Annotated in this window: 14 protein-coding genes and 1 tRNA gene; 14 read left to right on the top strand and 1 reads right to left on the bottom strand. The window is 49.4% G+C overall.

The genetic code is table 11. The annotated features are described in order from the left end of the window. Positions 1–287 precede the first annotated feature (287 nt). Positions 288–361, bottom strand: a tRNA-Arg gene (locus KJS63_RS13615). A gap of 239 nt (positions 362–600) precedes the next feature. Between KJS63_RS13615 and KJS63_RS13610 the strand changes: the two genes are divergently transcribed. From KJS63_RS13610 to hemC, 14 genes are all read left to right on the top strand, one after another. Then, positions 601–1,425 (top strand): hypothetical protein, encoded by an 825-nt coding sequence (locus tag KJS63_RS13610; RefSeq protein WP_235847590.1) that lies wholly within the window; start codon positions 601–603, stop codon positions 1,423–1,425. Positions 1,426–1,607: 182 nt separating this feature from the next. Beyond that, positions 1,608–2,996 (top strand): trigger factor, encoded by a 1,389-nt coding sequence (gene tig / locus KJS63_RS13605; protein ID WP_213619642.1) that lies wholly within the window; start codon positions 1,608–1,610, stop codon positions 2,994–2,996. Positions 2,997–3,255: 259 nt separating this feature from the next. Further along, positions 3,256–3,846: an ATP-dependent Clp endopeptidase proteolytic subunit ClpP gene (gene clpP, locus KJS63_RS13600; protein WP_068615707.1), complete on the top strand. Its 591-nt coding sequence runs from the start codon at positions 3,256–3,258 to the stop codon at positions 3,844–3,846. A gap of 17 nt (positions 3,847–3,863) precedes the next feature. After that, positions 3,864–5,120, top strand: a complete 1,257-nt coding sequence (gene clpX, locus KJS63_RS13595; protein ID WP_068615711.1) for an ATP-dependent protease ATP-binding subunit ClpX — start codon at positions 3,864–3,866, stop codon at positions 5,118–5,120. A 106-nt stretch (positions 5,121–5,226) separates the two neighbouring features. Further along, on the top strand, positions 5,227–6,339 hold the full coding sequence (gene ispG / locus KJS63_RS13590; protein ID WP_213619641.1) for a flavodoxin-dependent (E)-4-hydroxy-3-methylbut-2-enyl-diphosphate synthase: 1,113 nt from the start codon (positions 5,227–5,229) through the stop codon (positions 6,337–6,339). Positions 6,340–6,496: 157 nt separating this feature from the next. After that, entirely contained in the window at positions 6,497–8,197 is a 1,701-nt protein-coding gene (gene lonB, locus KJS63_RS13585; RefSeq protein ID WP_213619640.1) for an ATP-dependent protease LonB, read from the top strand. A gap of 168 nt (positions 8,198–8,365) precedes the next feature. Beyond that, positions 8,366–10,705, top strand: coding sequence for an endopeptidase La (lon, locus tag KJS63_RS13580; protein ID WP_213619639.1), 2,340 nt, complete (start codon positions 8,366–8,368; stop codon positions 10,703–10,705). A 15-nt stretch (positions 10,706–10,720) separates the two neighbouring features. After that, positions 10,721–11,341, top strand: coding sequence for a ribosome biogenesis GTP-binding protein YihA/YsxC (gene yihA / locus KJS63_RS13575; protein WP_213619638.1), 621 nt, complete (start codon positions 10,721–10,723; stop codon positions 11,339–11,341). 207 nt (positions 11,342–11,548) lie between these two features. Next, positions 11,549–12,136 (top strand): non-ribosomal peptide synthetase module, encoded by a 588-nt coding sequence (locus tag KJS63_RS13570; RefSeq protein WP_068615721.1) that lies wholly within the window; start codon positions 11,549–11,551, stop codon positions 12,134–12,136. Positions 12,137–12,365: 229 nt separating this feature from the next. Beyond that, positions 12,366–12,767 carry an adenosylmethionine decarboxylase gene (speD, locus tag KJS63_RS13565; protein WP_213619637.1) on the top strand — a complete coding sequence of 134 codons (402 nt, stop codon included), beginning with the start codon at positions 12,366–12,368 and terminating at the stop codon, positions 12,765–12,767. 265 nt (positions 12,768–13,032) lie between these two features. Then, positions 13,033–14,418 carry a glutamyl-tRNA reductase gene (gene hemA / locus KJS63_RS13560; protein WP_213619636.1) on the top strand — a complete coding sequence of 462 codons (1,386 nt, stop codon included), beginning with the start codon at positions 13,033–13,035 and terminating at the stop codon, positions 14,416–14,418. Between the two features lie 119 nt (positions 14,419–14,537). Then, entirely contained in the window at positions 14,538–15,260 is a 723-nt protein-coding gene (ccsA, locus tag KJS63_RS13555; protein ID WP_244862603.1) for a cytochrome c biogenesis protein CcsA, read from the top strand. An 8-nt stretch (positions 15,261–15,268) separates the two neighbouring features. Further along, entirely contained in the window at positions 15,269–15,913 is a 645-nt protein-coding gene (locus KJS63_RS13550; RefSeq protein WP_213619635.1) for a precorrin-2 dehydrogenase/sirohydrochlorin ferrochelatase family protein, read from the top strand. Between the two features lie 25 nt (positions 15,914–15,938). Then, positions 15,939–16,886, top strand: a complete 948-nt coding sequence (hemC, locus tag KJS63_RS13545; RefSeq protein ID WP_213619634.1) for a hydroxymethylbilane synthase — start codon at positions 15,939–15,941, stop codon at positions 16,884–16,886. The last annotated feature ends 4 nt before the right edge of the window (positions 16,887–16,890 follow it).

Below are 16,890 nucleotides of genomic sequence, written 5' to 3'. Positions count from 1 at the left end.
GCTGCGCTCGAGACTTCGCGCAGCCCCTAGCCAATCGGCTTAAGGGTCTTAGCTTCGACGAACCCCCTTTCGGGGGTTCCAATCCCTCGCTAAGGGACGCAAAAAAGCTCTCCAATAGGAGAGCTTTTGCTAACGTCCCAGGAGGGATACTCTCGCTGCGCTCGAGACTCCGCGCAGCCCCTAGCCAATCGGCTTAAGGGTCTTAGCTCCGACGCCCCCCTTCCGGGGGTTCCAATCCCTCTACCAAGGGACGCAAAAAAGCTCTCCAATAGGAGAGCTTTTGCTAACGTCCCAGGAGGGATTCGAACCCCCGACCGACGGCTTAGAAGGCCGTTGCTCTATCCAGCTGAGCTACTGGGACACAATGTAAAAATTTCAAGCAAAAATGATTTTATCACATGCCGGGTTACTAAGCAAGTAAAAAATATTGCTTTTTTAGGCCACCATTTTTTCATCTTGCGCTTCACTGTGCTATAATCAACGGATAATTACGCACGGAGGTTAGGAGGGACATTTATTAACACGCATGGACCCGACGGAAGGGATAACGTGGTACTGTTTCCCAAGACACTCGACTTTTATCAAATGGAATTAACACGAATGCTCGAAACCGAGAGATATGGTGAGGCAGGTGAACTGCTGGAGTTCCTGCTTCAATGTCAAGGCCAAGAGCAGCGGCAGTATGACGAGTGGGGCGCACTGCTCGGTTGGCTGAGAGACGCCTTTCCCGCTTCAGTGGCAGGGAAGGCTCCCGAGCTTGAGCCAGAGGATGAGGAAACCTTAGCCCGGCAGCATATCGAAGCCAAGCTTGCCATGGATAAGGACTACGGGCATAAGCTGCTGAAGGCCGCTATGGAGAGCCCTGTATCCGAGCACTCGCTCCTCGCTCTTGAACAGCTTGCTTATATCGATATGCCGGAAATTGACGGCGCGCTGCACAGCTGGCTTGACCGCCGCGGCACCCACCCGCTGATTCAGTTTCATATTTTGCAGACGCTTCGCCGCAGAGGGGGCCAGGGCAGTGCTGTTTTCTTCCGTGGCCAGGAGCAGGTGGATATCGAGATTGACACGGTCCCACTCAAATCAGCCGATTTCCCGCAGCAGGTACACCGGATCTTAGAACGGCTTGGCGACCAGGCACAGGTTCATAATCCAACCTTGTTTTACTTTGCCGAGGAGTTCTGGTTCCAATTTGTAATGGGGGTATATGGAACCCGCGATTACAATTCGATTCTGGAGGAAGAGGACAGCACGGCTGATATTTGGGCTGCGGCCCTTCACCAAACGATTTCTGAAAGCCTGCCTGATGGAAACAGCGATCAGGATATTAGAGCCGCATACGGAATTACGGACTCGCTCCGCCTCCGTTTTGAGCAGGCATACCGATCCATGAAACAGTTTGTCGGCACCGCTCAGGGCAGATGAAGGGGGACGAGGCGGTTTTTCCTGTTACGACCAGCCTTGGAACACTTGTAAAAAGCTGTATTGTTGTTTATAATGTAATGGTTGTTCGAGTTAGGAAGTAAAGCAATGTATAAATCATATTGAAGCCGGATACATATCAGGATTCAATTTATGTGAACTTATTTTGGAGGGGAAAGCATAAAATGAAAGCAACTTGGGAAAAAATAGAGAAGAACCTCGGCGTTCTCGAGGTCGAAGTGGATGCGGATCGTGTATCTGCTGCACTGGATAAAGCTTTTAACAAAGTAGTAAAGAAAGCAAACGTACCTGGATTCCGCAAAGGTAAAGTGCCACGGCCGATTTTCGAAGCGCGTTACGGGGTTGAAAGCCTCTACCAAGACGCGATCGATATTTTGCTCCCTGAAGTATATACTGAAGCTGTTGAGCAAACGGATATTTTTCCGGTAGACCGTCCTGAAGTGGATGTTGAGCAATTCGGAAAGGGACAACCTTTCAAATTCAAAGCTAAAGTAACCGTGAAGCCTGAAGTTAAGCTTGGCGATTACAAAGGCATCGAAGTAGCCGCTGAAAGCGTGGAAGTGACTGAAGAAGAACTGAGCCAAGAGCTTGAGCGTCTGCAGCAGCGTCATGCTGAGCTTGTTGTTATCGACGAAGAAGCTGCACAGAACGGCGATACTGTCGTAATCGACTTTGACGGATCTGTGGATGGCGTTCCGTTTGAAGGCGGTAAGTCCGAGCGTTATTCTCTTGAGCTGGGCAGCAACACTTTCATTCCTGGCTTTGAAGACCAAGTGGTTGGTCTGGCAACAGGCGACTTCAAAGATGTTGTGGTAACTTTCCCTGAGACTTACCATGCAGAAGAGCTTGCGGGTAAAGAAGCTGTGTTTAAAGTGAAAGTTCACGAAATCAAGCGCAAGCAGCTTCCTGAGCTTGATGATGAGTTCGCGAAAGATGTCAGCGAATTCGATACACTTGACGAGTTCAAGGAAGATCTGAAGAAACAGCTTGCTGACCGCAAAGCTAAGGAGAACGAAGCTGCTCGTGAATCTTACCTGGTGGACAAGGTTGGAGAGAATGCGGAAGTTGAAATTCCAAGATCCATGGTTCAAGGCGAAGTACAGAACATGGTTCGCGATTTCGACAACCGTCTCCGCACTCAAGGTATGAACCTTGAAATGTTCCTGAGCTTCTCTGGACAATCTCTGACTGAGCTGCAAGAACAAATGGAAGGTGACGCGGAGAAACGTGTTCGCAACAATCTGGTTCTTGAGCAAATCGCCAAAGAAGAGAAGATTGAGGTTACTGAGGACGAGTTGAATGAAGAATTGAACACAATGGCTGAAACTTATAAACGTACCCCTGAAGAAATTCGCGACATTCTTGCGGCTAACGGTTCTTTGGGCAGCATGCGTGAAGAGGTTCTGCTTCGCAAAACGATTCAATTCCTTCTTGAGAACAGCAAGGAAGTTCCGGCTGATCAGCTGAAGCCAGCTGCTGACACCAAGAAAGAAACAAAAAAAGAATCGAAAAAAGCTAAAGAAGAAGTGAAAGAAGAAGCTTCCGAAGAGTAATTACTCTCCGACATATAAGCGGTTCTAGTATTTGAATAAACGGTACTAGCTAGAAGAATAAACTAAGGCACGTATTGTAAAATGCGTGCCTTATTTTTCACATGAGGGGGATACATATTCTTCCATATTGCAAAGCTCCTGCATGAAAAATGACAGGGACCCTTGAACATGGTAAAATAGAAAATGTAACTTACAGAATGGTAAAGTGTGTTTCTTTCCATCTGTATGGATAATGCGTAGGAGAAAAGAGGTTGGTCGTATGAGTATCGTACCTATGGTTATTGAGCAAACGAGTCGCGGAGAACGATCTTACGATATTTATTCGAGACTTCTTAAAGATCGTATTATCTTTCTCAGTAATGCAATTGATGATGAGGTTGCGAATCTTGTGATTGCCCAGCTTTTGTTTTTGGCTGCTGAAGATCCTGAGAAGGACATCCATTTATACATCAATTCTCCTGGTGGTTCTATTACAGCGGGTATGGGTATATATGATACAATGCAGTACATTAAGCCGGATGTGTCTACGATCTGTGTGGGCATGGCGGCGAGTATGGGCTCATTGCTCCTTACGGCAGGGGCTCCAGGCAAGCGCTTTGCGCTGCCGAACAGTGAAGTAATGATTCATCAACCACTTGGTGGAGTGCAGGGCCAAGCGTCAGATATTAAGATTCACGCGGAATGGATTATTAAGACCAAACAGAAGGTTAATCAAATATATCTGGAACGCACCGGTCAAACCCTTGATAAGATTGAACGGGATACAGACCGCGATTTCTTCATGAGCGCAGAGGAAGCCAAGGCATACGGGATTATTGACCAGGTCATTACCAAACCCATTAAATCTTAAAGGGGTGTATACCATATATGTTCAAATTTAACGAAGAAAAAGGACAACTCAAATGTTCTTTTTGTGGTAAGTCACAAGAACAAGTACGCAAACTTGTAGCCGGACCAGGCGTTTATATATGCGATGAATGTATCGAGCTTTGCACGGAGATTGTAGAGGAAGAACTCGGTCATGAAGAGGAGCTGGATCTTAAGGAAATTCCGAAACCTCGTGAAATTCGTGACATCCTCGACCAGTATGTTATCGGTCAGGATCAAGCTAAGAAATCCCTCTCCGTTGCCGTATATAACCACTACAAACGTGTAAATACCCAAAGTAAAATTGAAGATGTTGAGCTCCAGAAGAGTAACATTCTGCTTCTGGGTCCTACAGGTTCAGGTAAAACTTTGTTGGCTCAAACTATGGCCAAGATTCTGAACGTTCCTTTTGCAATCGCGGATGCGACTTCCTTGACTGAAGCAGGATATGTAGGGGAAGATGTCGAGAACATCCTACTGAAGCTGATTCAAGCTGCAGATTATGATGTGGAGAAGGCGGAGCGCGGAATTATTTATATCGACGAAATTGATAAAGTAGCCCGCAAATCCGAGAACCCATCCATTACACGTGATGTATCTGGTGAAGGGGTTCAGCAAGCCCTTCTTAAAATTCTTGAAGGCACGGTAGCTTCTGTTCCTCCACAAGGTGGACGTAAGCACCCGCATCAGGAATTCATCCAAATCGATACAACAAATATCCTGTTCATTTGTGGTGGTGCCTTTGATGGTCTGGAGCAAATGATCAAACGCCGCGTAGGTAAGAAAGTGATTGGTTTTAATGCTGCGGCAGACGGGCAAAAGGACCTGAAGCCAGGCGAATACCTCGGTATGGTTCTTCCAGAGGATCTGCTGAAGTTCGGCTTGATTCCAGAATTTGTAGGCCGTCTTCCTGTAATCTCTACCTTGGAGCCGCTGGACGAGAAGACGCTTGTGCGGATTCTTGCTGAGCCAAAGAATGCTTTGGTGAAGCAGTACCAGAAGCTGCTTGAGCTTGACAATGTGAAGCTTGAGTTCGAACCGAAGGCGCTTGAAGCGATTGCCCGCGAGGCGATTAAGCGTAATACAGGTGCCCGTGGTCTTCGTGCCATTATCGAAGGAATTATGCTGGATGTCATGTATGAAGTGCCTTCACGCGATGATATTACGACCTGCGTAATTACAGAGAAAGTGGTTGAAGAGAAGGTTATTCCTGAACTTCAAGTTCAAAAGAACAATAAACAAGAAGAGAGCGCCTAAAGCAAAGCTGTAAGTGCTCGACTAAATATATGCTGAGTCTCCACCCGTTTTGGCTTTATAGATGCCAACTGCGGGTGGAGTTTGGCGTTATGGGAGAGACCTGAAAATGACATTCTTGAGACAAGATACACGGCCGGTTAAGGTAGGCAATCTGACGATTGGCGGCAGCAACGAAGTGCTCATTCAAAGTATGTGCACAACGAAGACTGCAGATGTGAAGGCCACAGTAGCTGAAATTTTACGTCTTGAAGAAGCAGGCTGTCAGCTCGTCCGTGTAACAGTGAATAATGAAGAGGCTGCTGCTGCAATCAAAGAGATTAAGAAGCAAATTCATATTCCTCTCGTAGCGGATATTCATTTCAACTATAAGCTGGCGCTGCAGGCGATTGAGAACGGGATTGACAAAGTTCGTATCAATCCGGGGAATATTGGCCGCCGTGAGAAGGTAGAAGCTGTTGTGAAAGCTTGTAAGGAACGGGGCATTCCCATTCGTATCGGTGTAAATGCGGGCTCGCTGGAGAACCACCTGCTGGAGAAATACGGATATCCTACACCTGAAGCAATGGTTGAAAGCGCACTGTATCATATCGGGATTCTCGAGGAACTGGATTTCCACGATATCATCGTATCGCTTAAGGCTTCGGACGTTCCTATGGCTATTGCCGCATACTCTAAAGCAGCAGAGGTAATCCCGTATCCGCTGCATCTTGGAATCACCGAAGCGGGAACTTTGTTCTCGGGTACTGTCAAAAGTGCCGCAGGTATCGGTGCCCTGCTGTCGATGGGCATTGGCTCCACCCTTCGTATCTCGCTCAGCGCGGACCCGGTTGAGGAAGTTAAGGTTGCGCGTGAGCTGCTTAAGACGTTCGGCCTGATCTCCAATGCGGCGACTTTGGTCTCCTGTCCGACCTGCGGACGGCTTGATATTGATCTATTCTCCATCGCTAACGAGGTGGAGGAATATATATCAAAGATCAAAGTGCCAATCAAGGTATCCGTACTCGGCTGTGCCGTGAATGGTCCTGGTGAAGCCCGGGAAGCCGATATTGGAATCGCCGGTGCCCGAGGTGAGGGCATGCTGTTCCGGTATGGAGAGATGATCCGTAAAGTCCCGGAAGCAGAACTGCTGACTGAGCTTAAGAAGGAAATCGATCATATTGTCGAGGTGTTTGAAGCTACCGGTGAAATACCGGGCCGCAAAGAGCACAGCTTGAGATAGGAATATGCCGCAGCGGATATGTGCATCCGGCTGCGGCTTTTTCATGCATAGGGCAAAATACACACTTCCCGAAAAAACCTGGTCTGCGGCGTTTACCCTCGGGCAAAAAGGCTATACTACCATGTAATAGGTTCACAAAATGGGAGGTATGGTCAACATGGATTTGAGTGTCATTATTATGGCGGTACAGTTGTTTTTTGCTGTAGTTATCGGGATATATTTTTGGAACCTGCTCCGCAGCCAGAAGGGGAACCGCAGCGCAGTGGACCGCGAATCCCGTAAGGAAATGGATAAGCTGCGCAAGCTGCGGGCGGTATCCTTGACAAAGCCTCTTGCGGAACGTGCCCGGCCTGCGACCATGAGCGACATTGTCGGTCAGAAAGATGGCCTCAAAGCACTCAAAGCAGCTCTTTGCAGCGCCAATCCCCAGCATGTCATTATTTATGGGCCGCCTGGCGTTGGGAAGACTGCCGCAGCCCGGGTTGTTATGGAAGAAGCGAAGAAGAATCCACTATCCCCCTTCAGGTCCGATGCCAAATTCACGGAAATCGATGCAACCACAGCGCGATTTGATGAACGGGGCATAGCAGATCCATTGATCGGATCGGTGCATGACCCGATTTATCAAGGGGCTGGCGCGATGGGGGTTGCCGGTATTCCTCAACCCAAGCCCGGCGCGGTGACCAAGGCTCATGGCGGAATTCTTTTTATAGATGAAATAGGAGAGCTTCACCCGGTCCAAATTAACAAGCTGCTTAAGGTGCTCGAGGACAGGAAAGTATTCCTGGAAAGCGCATATTATAACTCCGAGGACAACGGAACGCCGGCTTACATCCATGATATATTTCAAAATGGTCTTCCGGCTGACTTCCGGCTTGTCGGGGCAACCACACGTTCACCGCAGGAGCTGCCACCTGCGCTCAGATCGCGCTGTATGGAAGTGTTCTTCCGTCCGCTGCTGCCGGAGGAAATTTCTCAGATTGCCGGGGATGCTGTGAAGAGAATTGGGCTCGAGCCTTGTCCGGAGGCTATTGAAGTGATTAAAAAGTTCGCTACGAATGGCCGTGAGGCTGTGAATATGGTTCAGCTGGCTGCAGGACTGGCTTTGACGGAGAAACGCAATCAGCTTTCGGCTTCGGATTTGGAATGGGTAGCGACGAGCAGCCAGCTTGTTCCGAGACCTGAACGCAAAATATATGCCCACCCGCAGGTGGGTGTCGTAAATGGGCTCGCGGTCTACGGACCTAACATGGGGACTCTGCTTGAGATCGAGGCTACTGCTGTTCCGGTTGAGAATGGCTTGGGAAGCTGCAACATTACAGGCGTTGTGGATGAAGAGGAGATTGGGGGAGGGAACCGGACTCTGCGCCGGAAGAGCATGGCTAAGGGCTCCGTCGAGAATGTGCTCACCGTACTCAAAAGCATTGGGCTTGACCCTTCCCATTATGATCTGCACATTAACTTTCCGGGCGGCACGCCAATCGACGGGCCATCGGCTGGGCTAGCTATTGCAACGGCTATCGCATCAGCGATCCGGCATGTTGCTGTGGACAACCGCATCGCGATGACTGGAGAGCTCGGCATTCACGGAAGAGTGAAGCCAATCGGTGGAGTGGTTGCTAAGGTAGAGGCCGCTTTTCAAGCTGGGGCATCCACGGTGCTTATCCCCAAAGAGAATTGGCAGTCCTTGTTTGAGGGTCTTGAAGGTGTCAAAGTTATCCCTGTAGAAACGCTGAAGGAAGCATTCCAGCATGTGTTTGGGCTTGAAGCGGAAAGGACCTTTGGCCTTACTGTCACGGGGGAAGTATTCTCCCCTCCGGCGGCTTCCTTCTTCCAGGCGGATTCCCCGCATAACTAGTCCCAGGCAATGAATAGAGCGGCTGCAGAGCAGCCGCTCTTCGTTGGTGTTTTAAAGTAACATTTGCTAAAATAGGAATAATATCTCCTGATAACTCTGAGTCTTTTGAGGGATAACATCAGGCAGAGGTTAGATTTTAAGCTGAGAACCATTGGAGGTGCGACAACGATGGGAACCCATAAATCGGGCAAAGGCCGTCGGTTTCCTTTGCTGCCGCTGCGAGGGCTGCTGGTCTATCCCAGCATGGTCCTGCATTTGGACGTCGGACGAGAGAAGTCCGTAAAGGCACTGGAAAAAGCGATGGTTGAAGATAATTTAATTCTCCTCTGTTCTCAATCTGAAGTGAACATTGAAGAGCCAACCCAGGAAGACATATTTAGAGTCGGTACCGTAGCGAAAGTCCGCCAAATGCTGAAGCTTCCAAACGGCACGATCCGTGTGTTGGTCGAGGGGATGGAGCGGGCTGAAATCATTCAGTACCTGGATACCGAAGAGTACTATGAGGTCATGGCGAAAGAGCTGCCGGAAGAGGAGACTTCCGATCCGGAAGTTGACGCATTAATGCGCACAGTTCTGACCCAATTCGAACATTATATTAACCTGTCCAAGAAGGTTACTCCGGAGACGCTTGCAGCTGTCTCGGATATCGATGAGCCCGGGCGGCTCGCGGATGTCATCACCAGCCACTTGTCCCTTAAGATCAAGGATAAACAGGATATTCTGGAGACGGTGGATGTTCAGAAGCGTCTGGAGAAACTGCTGGATATTTTGAATAATGAACGGGAAGTTCTTGAGCTGGAACGGAAGATCAGCCAGCGTGTGAAGAAACAGATGGAGAAGACGCAGAAAGAGTATTATTTGCGTGAGCAGATGAAGGCGATCCAGAAGGAGCTTGGCGAGAAGGAAGGCCGGGCCGGCGAAGTAGAGGAGCTTCGGGCCCAGTTGGAGGAGAAGCTGCTGCCTGAGAAGGTCCGGGAGAAGGTCGAGAAGGAAATTGACCGCCTTGAGAAAATGCCGGCAAGCTCCGCTGAAGGCGGCGTGATCCGCAACTATGTGGATTGGCTGCTGAGCCTGCCTTGGACCAAAGAAACCGAGGATGACCTTGATCTGCAAAAGGCCGAGCAGGTGCTCGATGAGGATCACTATGGTCTGGAGAAGCCGAAGGAGCGGGTTCTTGAATACCTGGCTGTGCAGAAGCTTGTTAAGAAGCTGAAAGGGCCTATTCTGTGCCTGGTAGGACCTCCGGGTGTGGGGAAAACATCCCTGGCACGCTCGATCTCCCGGTCGCTCGGCCGTGAATTCGTGCGCATCTCCCTCGGAGGGGTGCGGGATGAGGCTGAGATTCGCGGCCATCGCAGAACGTATGTAGGGGCAATGCCGGGCCGTATCATCCAAGGGATGAAGACAGCAGGGACACTCAATCCGGTCTTCCTGCTTGACGAAATTGACAAGATGGCTTCTGATTTCCGTGGAGACCCGTCTGCAGCATTGCTGGAGGTTCTTGATCCTGAACAGAACAACACGTTCAGCGACCATTTCATTGAGGTTCCCTTTGATCTGTCCAACGTTATGTTTGTGACAACAGCTAACGCTGTCCATAACATTCCGCGTCCACTGCTGGATCGTATGGAAATGCTCTACATCCCGGGTTACACCGAGCTTGAGAAGCTTCAGATTGCAACCCGGTACCTTCTTCCGAAGCAGCGCAAAGAGCATGGCCTCAAGCCTGAGCAGCTGACGGTTGGTGAAGATGCCCTCCTGCGGACAATCCGGGAGTATACAAGGGAGTCGGGTGTCCGGAATCTGGAGCAGCAGGTAGCCGCTTTGGCCCGTAAGGCAGCCAAACGGATCGTCTCTGAGGAGATTGAGTCCATCGTGATTGAGCCTGATGACATCAAGGACTACCTCGGAGCTCCGAAATTCCGGTATGGCATGGCTGAGCTTGAAGATCAGATTGGTACGGTCACCGGCTTGGCATGGACCGAAGTTGGCGGCGAGACCCTGGTCATCGAAGTGACTGTTGTCCCAGGAACCGGCAAGCTGACCTTAACGGGTAAACTTGGGGATGTCATGAAGGAATCCGCGCAGGCAGCCTTTAGTTATACCAGATCAAAGGCCAAGGAACTTAGAATACCGTCCGACTTTCATGAGAAGAACGATATTCACATCCATATTCCGGAAGGAGCCATTCCAAAGGACGGTCCTTCCGCCGGAATTACGATTGCCACGGCTCTGATCTCGGCCCTTACGAACCGCCATGTATCCAAGGATGTTGCGATGACCGGCGAGATCACCCTTCGCGGCAGAGTGCTGCCTATTGGCGGACTCAAAGAGAAATCGCTCGCGGCACACCGTGCCGGTTACAAGAAAATTTTGCTGCCCAAAGACAATGAGCGCGATCTGACCGATATTCCGGAGAGTGTGCGGAGCGATGTAGAGTTCGTACCGGTCTCCCATATGGATCAAGTCTTGGAGCATGCACTCATTGAACAAAGTGATGTGCATTAGAGAGGAATAACACGAATGAAAGTAACAAGTTCCGAATTTATCATCAGTGCCGTGAGGCCTGATCAATATCCTGAAGACGGCTTGCCAGAGATTGCTCTGGCAGGTCGTTCCAATGTGGGGAAGTCCTCGCTGATCAACCGGATGATCAACCGGAAGAATCTGGCACGGACAAGCTCCACCCCTGGCAAAACCCAACACCTGAATTACTACCGGATTAATGATGCCTTATATTTTGTGGATTTTCCAGGTTATGGGTATGCCAAGGTATCGAAGGTCCAGCGTCAGGTCTGGGGCAGAATGATTGAGGAATTCCTGACCAACCGTGAGCCGCTGAAGCTCGTCCTGCTTGTCATTGATCTCAGGCATCCGCCATCCAAAGATGACGAGCTAATGTACGATTGGCTGAAGCATTACGATATTCCTGTAGGGGTTGTGGCCACCAAGGCGGACAAAATTCCGAAGAGCCGTTGGCAGAAGCACATTAAAATTATTAAGGATGCGCTTGTGATGCGGGCGGGTGATGAGCTGATTATGTTTTCGTCTGAAGCGGGGATTGGCAAAGATGAGCTGTGGGGTCTGATTAGCCGCCACATCAGGACGGAAGAGGAGCACGATGAGACAGCCATCCTTGAGTAGGATGAACGTGGATTCGGTGAAAACGAGAGGGAACGGGAGAACTTTCAGCAGGAAAGTGAGTATGTTAAGGGATTGTCGCTTCTTAACTAGCCAAATTCCGTTTTTTTCTAAAATACGCTGAAAAATCATGATTGGAATACCGCGCAATTGTTTTAATGTGTAGTGTATAATTAACTACAAAGGATTAAAAGAATTGAGGAGATTTTTATGGCTCAGCGGTTAGCCACAGAGTATATTAAAGCCAGTTTGCGATTGTCGGAAGTTCAAATGGCCGAATTTGTTCACAGGATAGGCGATCCTCATGTCAGACAGCGGATTAAGGTGCTTGACGGGGGAGGACAAGAAGTGGTCCTGGAAGATGACCAGGGCGAGGAACTGCATCTGCCTTTTGATCGTAAGGATGGTTATTATATCTGTGAAGCGTCTTTCCGCTTGGTAAATCCCCCGATCACCAATGTTATGCGCCGGTTGTTCGCAGCCTATAAAGGGACAGGAATCGTCAACCGCATCTATAATGGATTTGTGGTTATGTATCACTATGAAGAAGGCCGGGTACGCAAGATCACCGAGTATAATGGAGATACACCGAAGATTGTATTTGAATACAAGAATACGGTGGAGGAGCTGCAGCGATTGTACCGCTCTAATGAAGTGGAGATGGAGATCCATCGTATCCAACGGGGCATCAATGAGCTGCTCGATCTGCGGATCTCGGTTAAGGACGAACCTTCTATTAACGAGATTGATACCCAGCTTCGTCTGTATACACAACGATTGTTTGCATTAGAGGCTTAAGGAAGGCTGCCCTGAAAAATGGGCGGTCTTTTTTTTGAATAAAGTTCTAAAAAGTATTGCAATTGTCCTGAATAGATGTTATTTTTAATCTCGTTGAAAAGAATATAGGAACCAGGATTCACTCAGGACATTATGTTACGAGAGATTTTTCCCTCGGGAAGTGAATGACGTAGGTCCTAGCGGATGAAATTTTTCAAACATTTTATTCCTAGGAAGGGGGAACCGGAAGGTGGAATATTCAACTTTCGGAAGACACGTTGCTGTTGATACTTGGGGAGTCGATTTTGAGGTACTGAACAACGCGGAGCTATTGCAGGCTCACTTGGTGGAAGCTGCCGAGGCGTGCGGTGCAACCGTATTGTCGGTGCAAGCCAAACAGTTCGAACCACAAGGAGCTACGGTCCTTGTAATGCTGTCAGAGAGCCATCTCTCGATTCATACTTATCCTGAGAGAGGTTTTGCAGCTGTTGATTGTTACACATGTGGAGAAACAGTTGATCCACAGCTCGCTATTGATTACCTGGTGTCCATTTTGAAACCGGAGAAGACTTATGCCAAGAAGCTGATTCGCGGACTCGGAGAGCTTAAAGTCGAGACTCCTGAGCTCCAGCAGCATGCTGAGCTGGTCTAACCGGAGCTGAACCTTTTACGCTAATATTTACATTGCATGTACTTCGCATTCTTTAGGTGATGCGGGACAATGAAGTAACCATGGATTCTTCCATGGTTATTTGTTTTAGTAATTGTCTATTCTGTTTACTATATGGGATCGCCGTACATGAGAACTTCATAAACAATTCATAAAAATCTCAAAGCAGCCGAAATGGACTGTGATATAATTAACAATGTAAGAAATACTAAACTTACTCATTCATATAAAGGCAGGAGGACTTGCAATGCACATCGTCGTAGTCGGGTTGAACTATCGAACGGCGCCTGTGGAGGTTAGGGAACGCTTTACATTCGCAGACAAAGATATGCCGGCAGCGCTGTCGGAGTTGAAACGTACCAAGAGTGTATTGGAAGGTGTTGTTATCGCCACCTGCAACCGCACGGAGATTTATGTGGTCGTGGATCGGCTGCATATGTGCGGGTACTTCATCCGCAGCTTTATTGAACAATGGTTTGGGGTCTCCCGTCAGGAGTTCACCCAGCATTTATATATGTACGAAGATGATCAGGCGATTCGGCACTTGTTCCGGGTAGCCTGCGGACTGGATTCCATGGTCCTGGGAGAGACACAGATCCTGGGCCAGGTTAAACAGGCTTTCCTGCAGGCTCAAAGTGAAAAAGCGACAGGCACCTGGTTTAACATGCTGTTCAAGCAGGTAATTACCCTGAGCAAGCGCGCTCATTCTGAGACTTCGATCGGGGAGAGCGCCGTCTCAGTAAGCTACGCGGCTGTAGAGTTGGGCAAGCGGATTTTCGGTGATTTTTATGGGAAGAAAGTGTTGATTCTCGGGGCCGGAAAGATGAGCGAGCTTACAGTTAAGCACCTGTATTCCAGTGGTGCCGAGCAGGTTCTTGTGGCTAACCGGACGTTTGCCCGCGCACAGGAACTGGCCGGCAAGTTCAACGGAACACCTTGCACGATGCAGGAAGCTATGGACCAGCTTAAGGACGTGGATATTATTATCAGCTCCACTGGGGCCGAAGGCTACGTGCTGACCTCGTCACAAGTGTCCCAGAGCATGAAGAAGCGCCCATCCCGTCCGCTCTTTATGATTGATATTGCGGTGCCGAGGGATATTGACCCTTCGATCTCCGAACTCCCTAACGTATTCCTGTATGATATTGACGATCTGGAAGGAATCGTGGAGAGCAATATGGAGATGAGACGTGCTGAGGCGCTTAAGATTGAAGCTATGATTGACCATGAGATGGATGTGTTTGCGAATTGGCTGCAGACACTTGGAGTGAAACCGATTATCCGGGCTCTTCAGGAGAAATCGTCTTCCATCTATGAAGATACGATGCAGAGCATGTTCAACAAGCTCCCTGAGCTGGATGAACATCAGCGCACAGTAATACGCCGCCTCACGAAGAGCATTGTGAATCAAATGATGCATGATCCCATTAACCGGATCAAGGAAATGGCTGGAGAGAAGCGCGGTGAACAGGCTTTAGAGATGTTCACTCAGATTTTTGCATTGGAAAAGCAGCTGGAAGAAGCTAAGGCCAAAGAAGCCAACCTGCGGGATGCTGACATTGTGGAACAGTCTAGTGCCTCCAAGGGAGCTATTCGGGACAAAGCGCTCACAATAGCGCAGGTGTCCATTTAAGGCGGTGATCAGCCTTGGCGCTGCTAAGCGGGATCTATGACGCGATAATTTATATATATGCCCTGAGCCTTCTGTTTTATTTCTCGGATTGCATTCGCCGCAACGGGAGTGCAAAGCGAATGGGCGCAGGGCTTCTTGCTTGTGTGTTTGTTCTTCAGCTGGCAAGCATCAGCATACGTCTGTGGCAGGATGGCGCCAATATCCTGCTTTCTAATTATAACTATGTGCTTTTGATCTGTTTAAGCCTTGTAACGGCCGCATTTGTGCTGACTTTTAAGCAAAGAACTGAGTTCACAGTGCTGCTTATTAGTCTGATTGGGTTCGTGCTGACTGTTCTAAACCGGTTAAGTTACAGGGCGGTGGACTATTCAATTCACCATTCACAGACTTTTAACGGACTCATAAGCCTTCATATTGCCCTGGCTGTTGTGAGCTATGCGGCACTTACATTGTCTGCTGTATTTGCGATCATGTATTTGTTCCTTCACCGCAAGTTGAAGCGCAAGAAGTGGAACGATACCGTAAGAAGGCTTCCGAGCCTGGAGGCGCTTGAGAAATATATCAACATTTCTATGCGTTGGGGAACCTCACTATTGGCCGTATCCCTGATTGTGGGTGTCTCTGCTATCGTTGCGGAGAAACGGTGGGAGCTGCTGGCAGATATGAAGGTTGCCTTCACTTTCGTGGCATTGGTCATCTATACGGTATATTTTGCCGGAAGAAGGATGCAGCGGTACAGTGGAAAGGTGATGGCGAATTGGGCGATCATCGGTTACGTCGTAACGATTGCCAATTTCCTGCTGAATTCCTGGTCGGCCTTTCATCAGTGGACAGGGAGGTAGAGTGACAGATGGATCATTATATTCCGATCATGCTCAAGGCCAAAGGGCTTCTCTGTGTTGTTGTGGGCGGTGGACCTGTGGCTCAGCGGAAAACCGAATATATGCTCAGCGTAGGAGCATCGATCAAACTCATAAGTCCGGCTGTTACCGAGCCGCTTCATCAAGCTGCCCAAAATGGCAGCTTGATTTGGCATAAGAGGGAGTATCTCACAGGAGACCTGTCCGGAGCTGATCTGGCGTATGCCGCTACAGACCTCCCTGCTATCAACGAAGTGGTGGTCGAGGAGGCGCGGCAGCTTCATATACCAGTAAATGTGTCTGGACCGGGACAGGGAGGTACCTTTATCTCACCTGCTGTAGTTCGGCGCGGCGGGCTCCTGATCGCTGTAAGCACATCAGGCGCTGGCCCGGCAGCAGCCCTTAGTATTTCAAAGGAGCTTGGAGACCGATACGGCGGAGAGTATGAGGTGTATATCGATTTCTTGAGCAGAATCAGAGACACTGTGAAGCGGGAGGTCGGCAGTGCCCGTAGACGGCATGAGCTGCTTAGGGCCGCAGCTGAATTGGACATACTGGATGATATCCGCGGCGGAAGCTTCCAGATGTGGAATGAGCAGCAAATCAAGGATTGGATCCGAAGTTATGGTACATAAATTTGTTACATAAGGAGCTTATGCCATGCGCACGATTGTAGTAGGAACAAGACAAAGCCAGCTCGCCCTGACTCAGACAGGCCAGGTTATTGAGGCTCTTAAGGAGCTGTGTGCCCAGCACACCCTCCCTTTTCAATTCGAAATCCGCAAGATTGTGACCAAGGGGGACCGGATCCTGGATGTGACCCTCTCCAAGGTCGGAGGTAAGGGACTGTTCGTAAAAGAAATTGAACAGGCGATGCTGGACAAGGAGATTGATCTGGCCGTTCACAGTATGAAGGACATGCCTTCTGAACTGCCGGAAGGGCTGATGAACGGCGCGGTGCCAAGGCGTGTAGATCCGAGGGACGCCTTGATCTCAAAGCACGGTCAGACCTTAGACGACCTGCCGCAAGGAGCCAAGGTAGGAACAAGCAGCCTGCGCCGGGCCAGTCAGCTTAAGGCATACCGCCCGGATCTTCAGATTGAGGCGATCAGAGGAAACATCGACTCCCGGCTGAAGAAGCTGGAAACCGAAGGTTTTGATGCGATTATATTAGCAGCGGCAGGACTGTACCGGATGGGATGGGAGGACAGAATCACTTCGTATCTGCCGGTGGATGTATGTCTGCCTGCAGTGGGACAAGGGGCATTGGGGATTGAATGCCGGGAAGACGATGAAGAAGTCAGACATCTCCTCTCCTTATACAATGATCCAGAGACTGCCCTAACCGTGGCTGCTGAACGAAGCTTCCTTGGAGCTTTGAACGGAGGATGCCAGATTCCCATAGGAGCATTTGCCTCATTGGAAGATGCGAAGCCTGAAGCTGGAGGAAACAGAATCCGGCTCACCGGACTGGTTGGTTCACCAGATGGTAGTGTAATTCTTAAAGAAAGCCTAGATGGCACAGATGCGGACCGGCTGGGAGAAGAAGTGGCCGACCTGCTAAAATCCAGAGGAGCGGAAGAGATATTGTCAGACGTTAGGGGATGAGAGA

This window comes from Paenibacillus sp. J22TS3, from assembly GCF_018403205.1.
GTDB lineage: Bacteria > Bacillota > Bacilli > Paenibacillales > Paenibacillaceae > Fontibacillus > Fontibacillus tuaregi.
The sequence above is the reverse complement of the archived record's forward strand: the minus strand, read 5'-3'. Positions and strand labels throughout refer to the sequence as shown.

What these genes read in the sequence shown, in the direction of transcription:
- yihA (WP_213619638.1), top strand. Translation starts at nt 10,721, where the DNA reads ATGAAAGTAACAAGTTCCGAATTTATCATCAGTGCCGTGAGGCCTGAT.
- tig (WP_213619642.1), top strand. Translation starts at nt 1,608, where the DNA reads ATGAAAGCAACTTGGGAAAAAATAGAGAAGAACCTCGGCGTTCTCGAG.
- clpP (WP_068615707.1), top strand. Translation starts at nt 3,256, where the DNA reads ATGAGTATCGTACCTATGGTTATTGAGCAAACGAGTCGCGGAGAACGA.
- lonB (WP_213619640.1), top strand. Translation starts at nt 6,497, where the DNA reads ATGGATTTGAGTGTCATTATTATGGCGGTACAGTTGTTTTTTGCTGTA.
- hemA (WP_213619636.1), top strand. Translation starts at nt 13,033, where the DNA reads ATGCACATCGTCGTAGTCGGGTTGAACTATCGAACGGCGCCTGTGGAG.
- ccsA (WP_244862603.1), top strand. Translation starts at nt 14,538, where the DNA reads ATGGGCGCAGGGCTTCTTGCTTGTGTGTTTGTTCTTCAGCTGGCAAGC.
- KJS63_RS13610 (WP_235847590.1), top strand. Translation starts at nt 601, where the DNA reads ATGCTCGAAACCGAGAGATATGGTGAGGCAGGTGAACTGCTGGAGTTC.
- lon (WP_213619639.1), top strand. Translation starts at nt 8,366, where the DNA reads ATGGGAACCCATAAATCGGGCAAAGGCCGTCGGTTTCCTTTGCTGCCG.
- KJS63_RS13550 (WP_213619635.1), top strand. Translation starts at nt 15,269, where the DNA reads ATGGATCATTATATTCCGATCATGCTCAAGGCCAAAGGGCTTCTCTGT.
- ispG (WP_213619641.1), top strand. Translation starts at nt 5,227, where the DNA reads ATGACATTCTTGAGACAAGATACACGGCCGGTTAAGGTAGGCAATCTG.
- KJS63_RS13570 (WP_068615721.1), top strand. Translation starts at nt 11,549, where the DNA reads ATGGCTCAGCGGTTAGCCACAGAGTATATTAAAGCCAGTTTGCGATTG.
- hemC (WP_213619634.1), top strand. Translation starts at nt 15,939, where the DNA reads ATGCGCACGATTGTAGTAGGAACAAGACAAAGCCAGCTCGCCCTGACT.
- clpX (WP_068615711.1), top strand. Translation starts at nt 3,864, where the DNA reads ATGTTCAAATTTAACGAAGAAAAAGGACAACTCAAATGTTCTTTTTGT.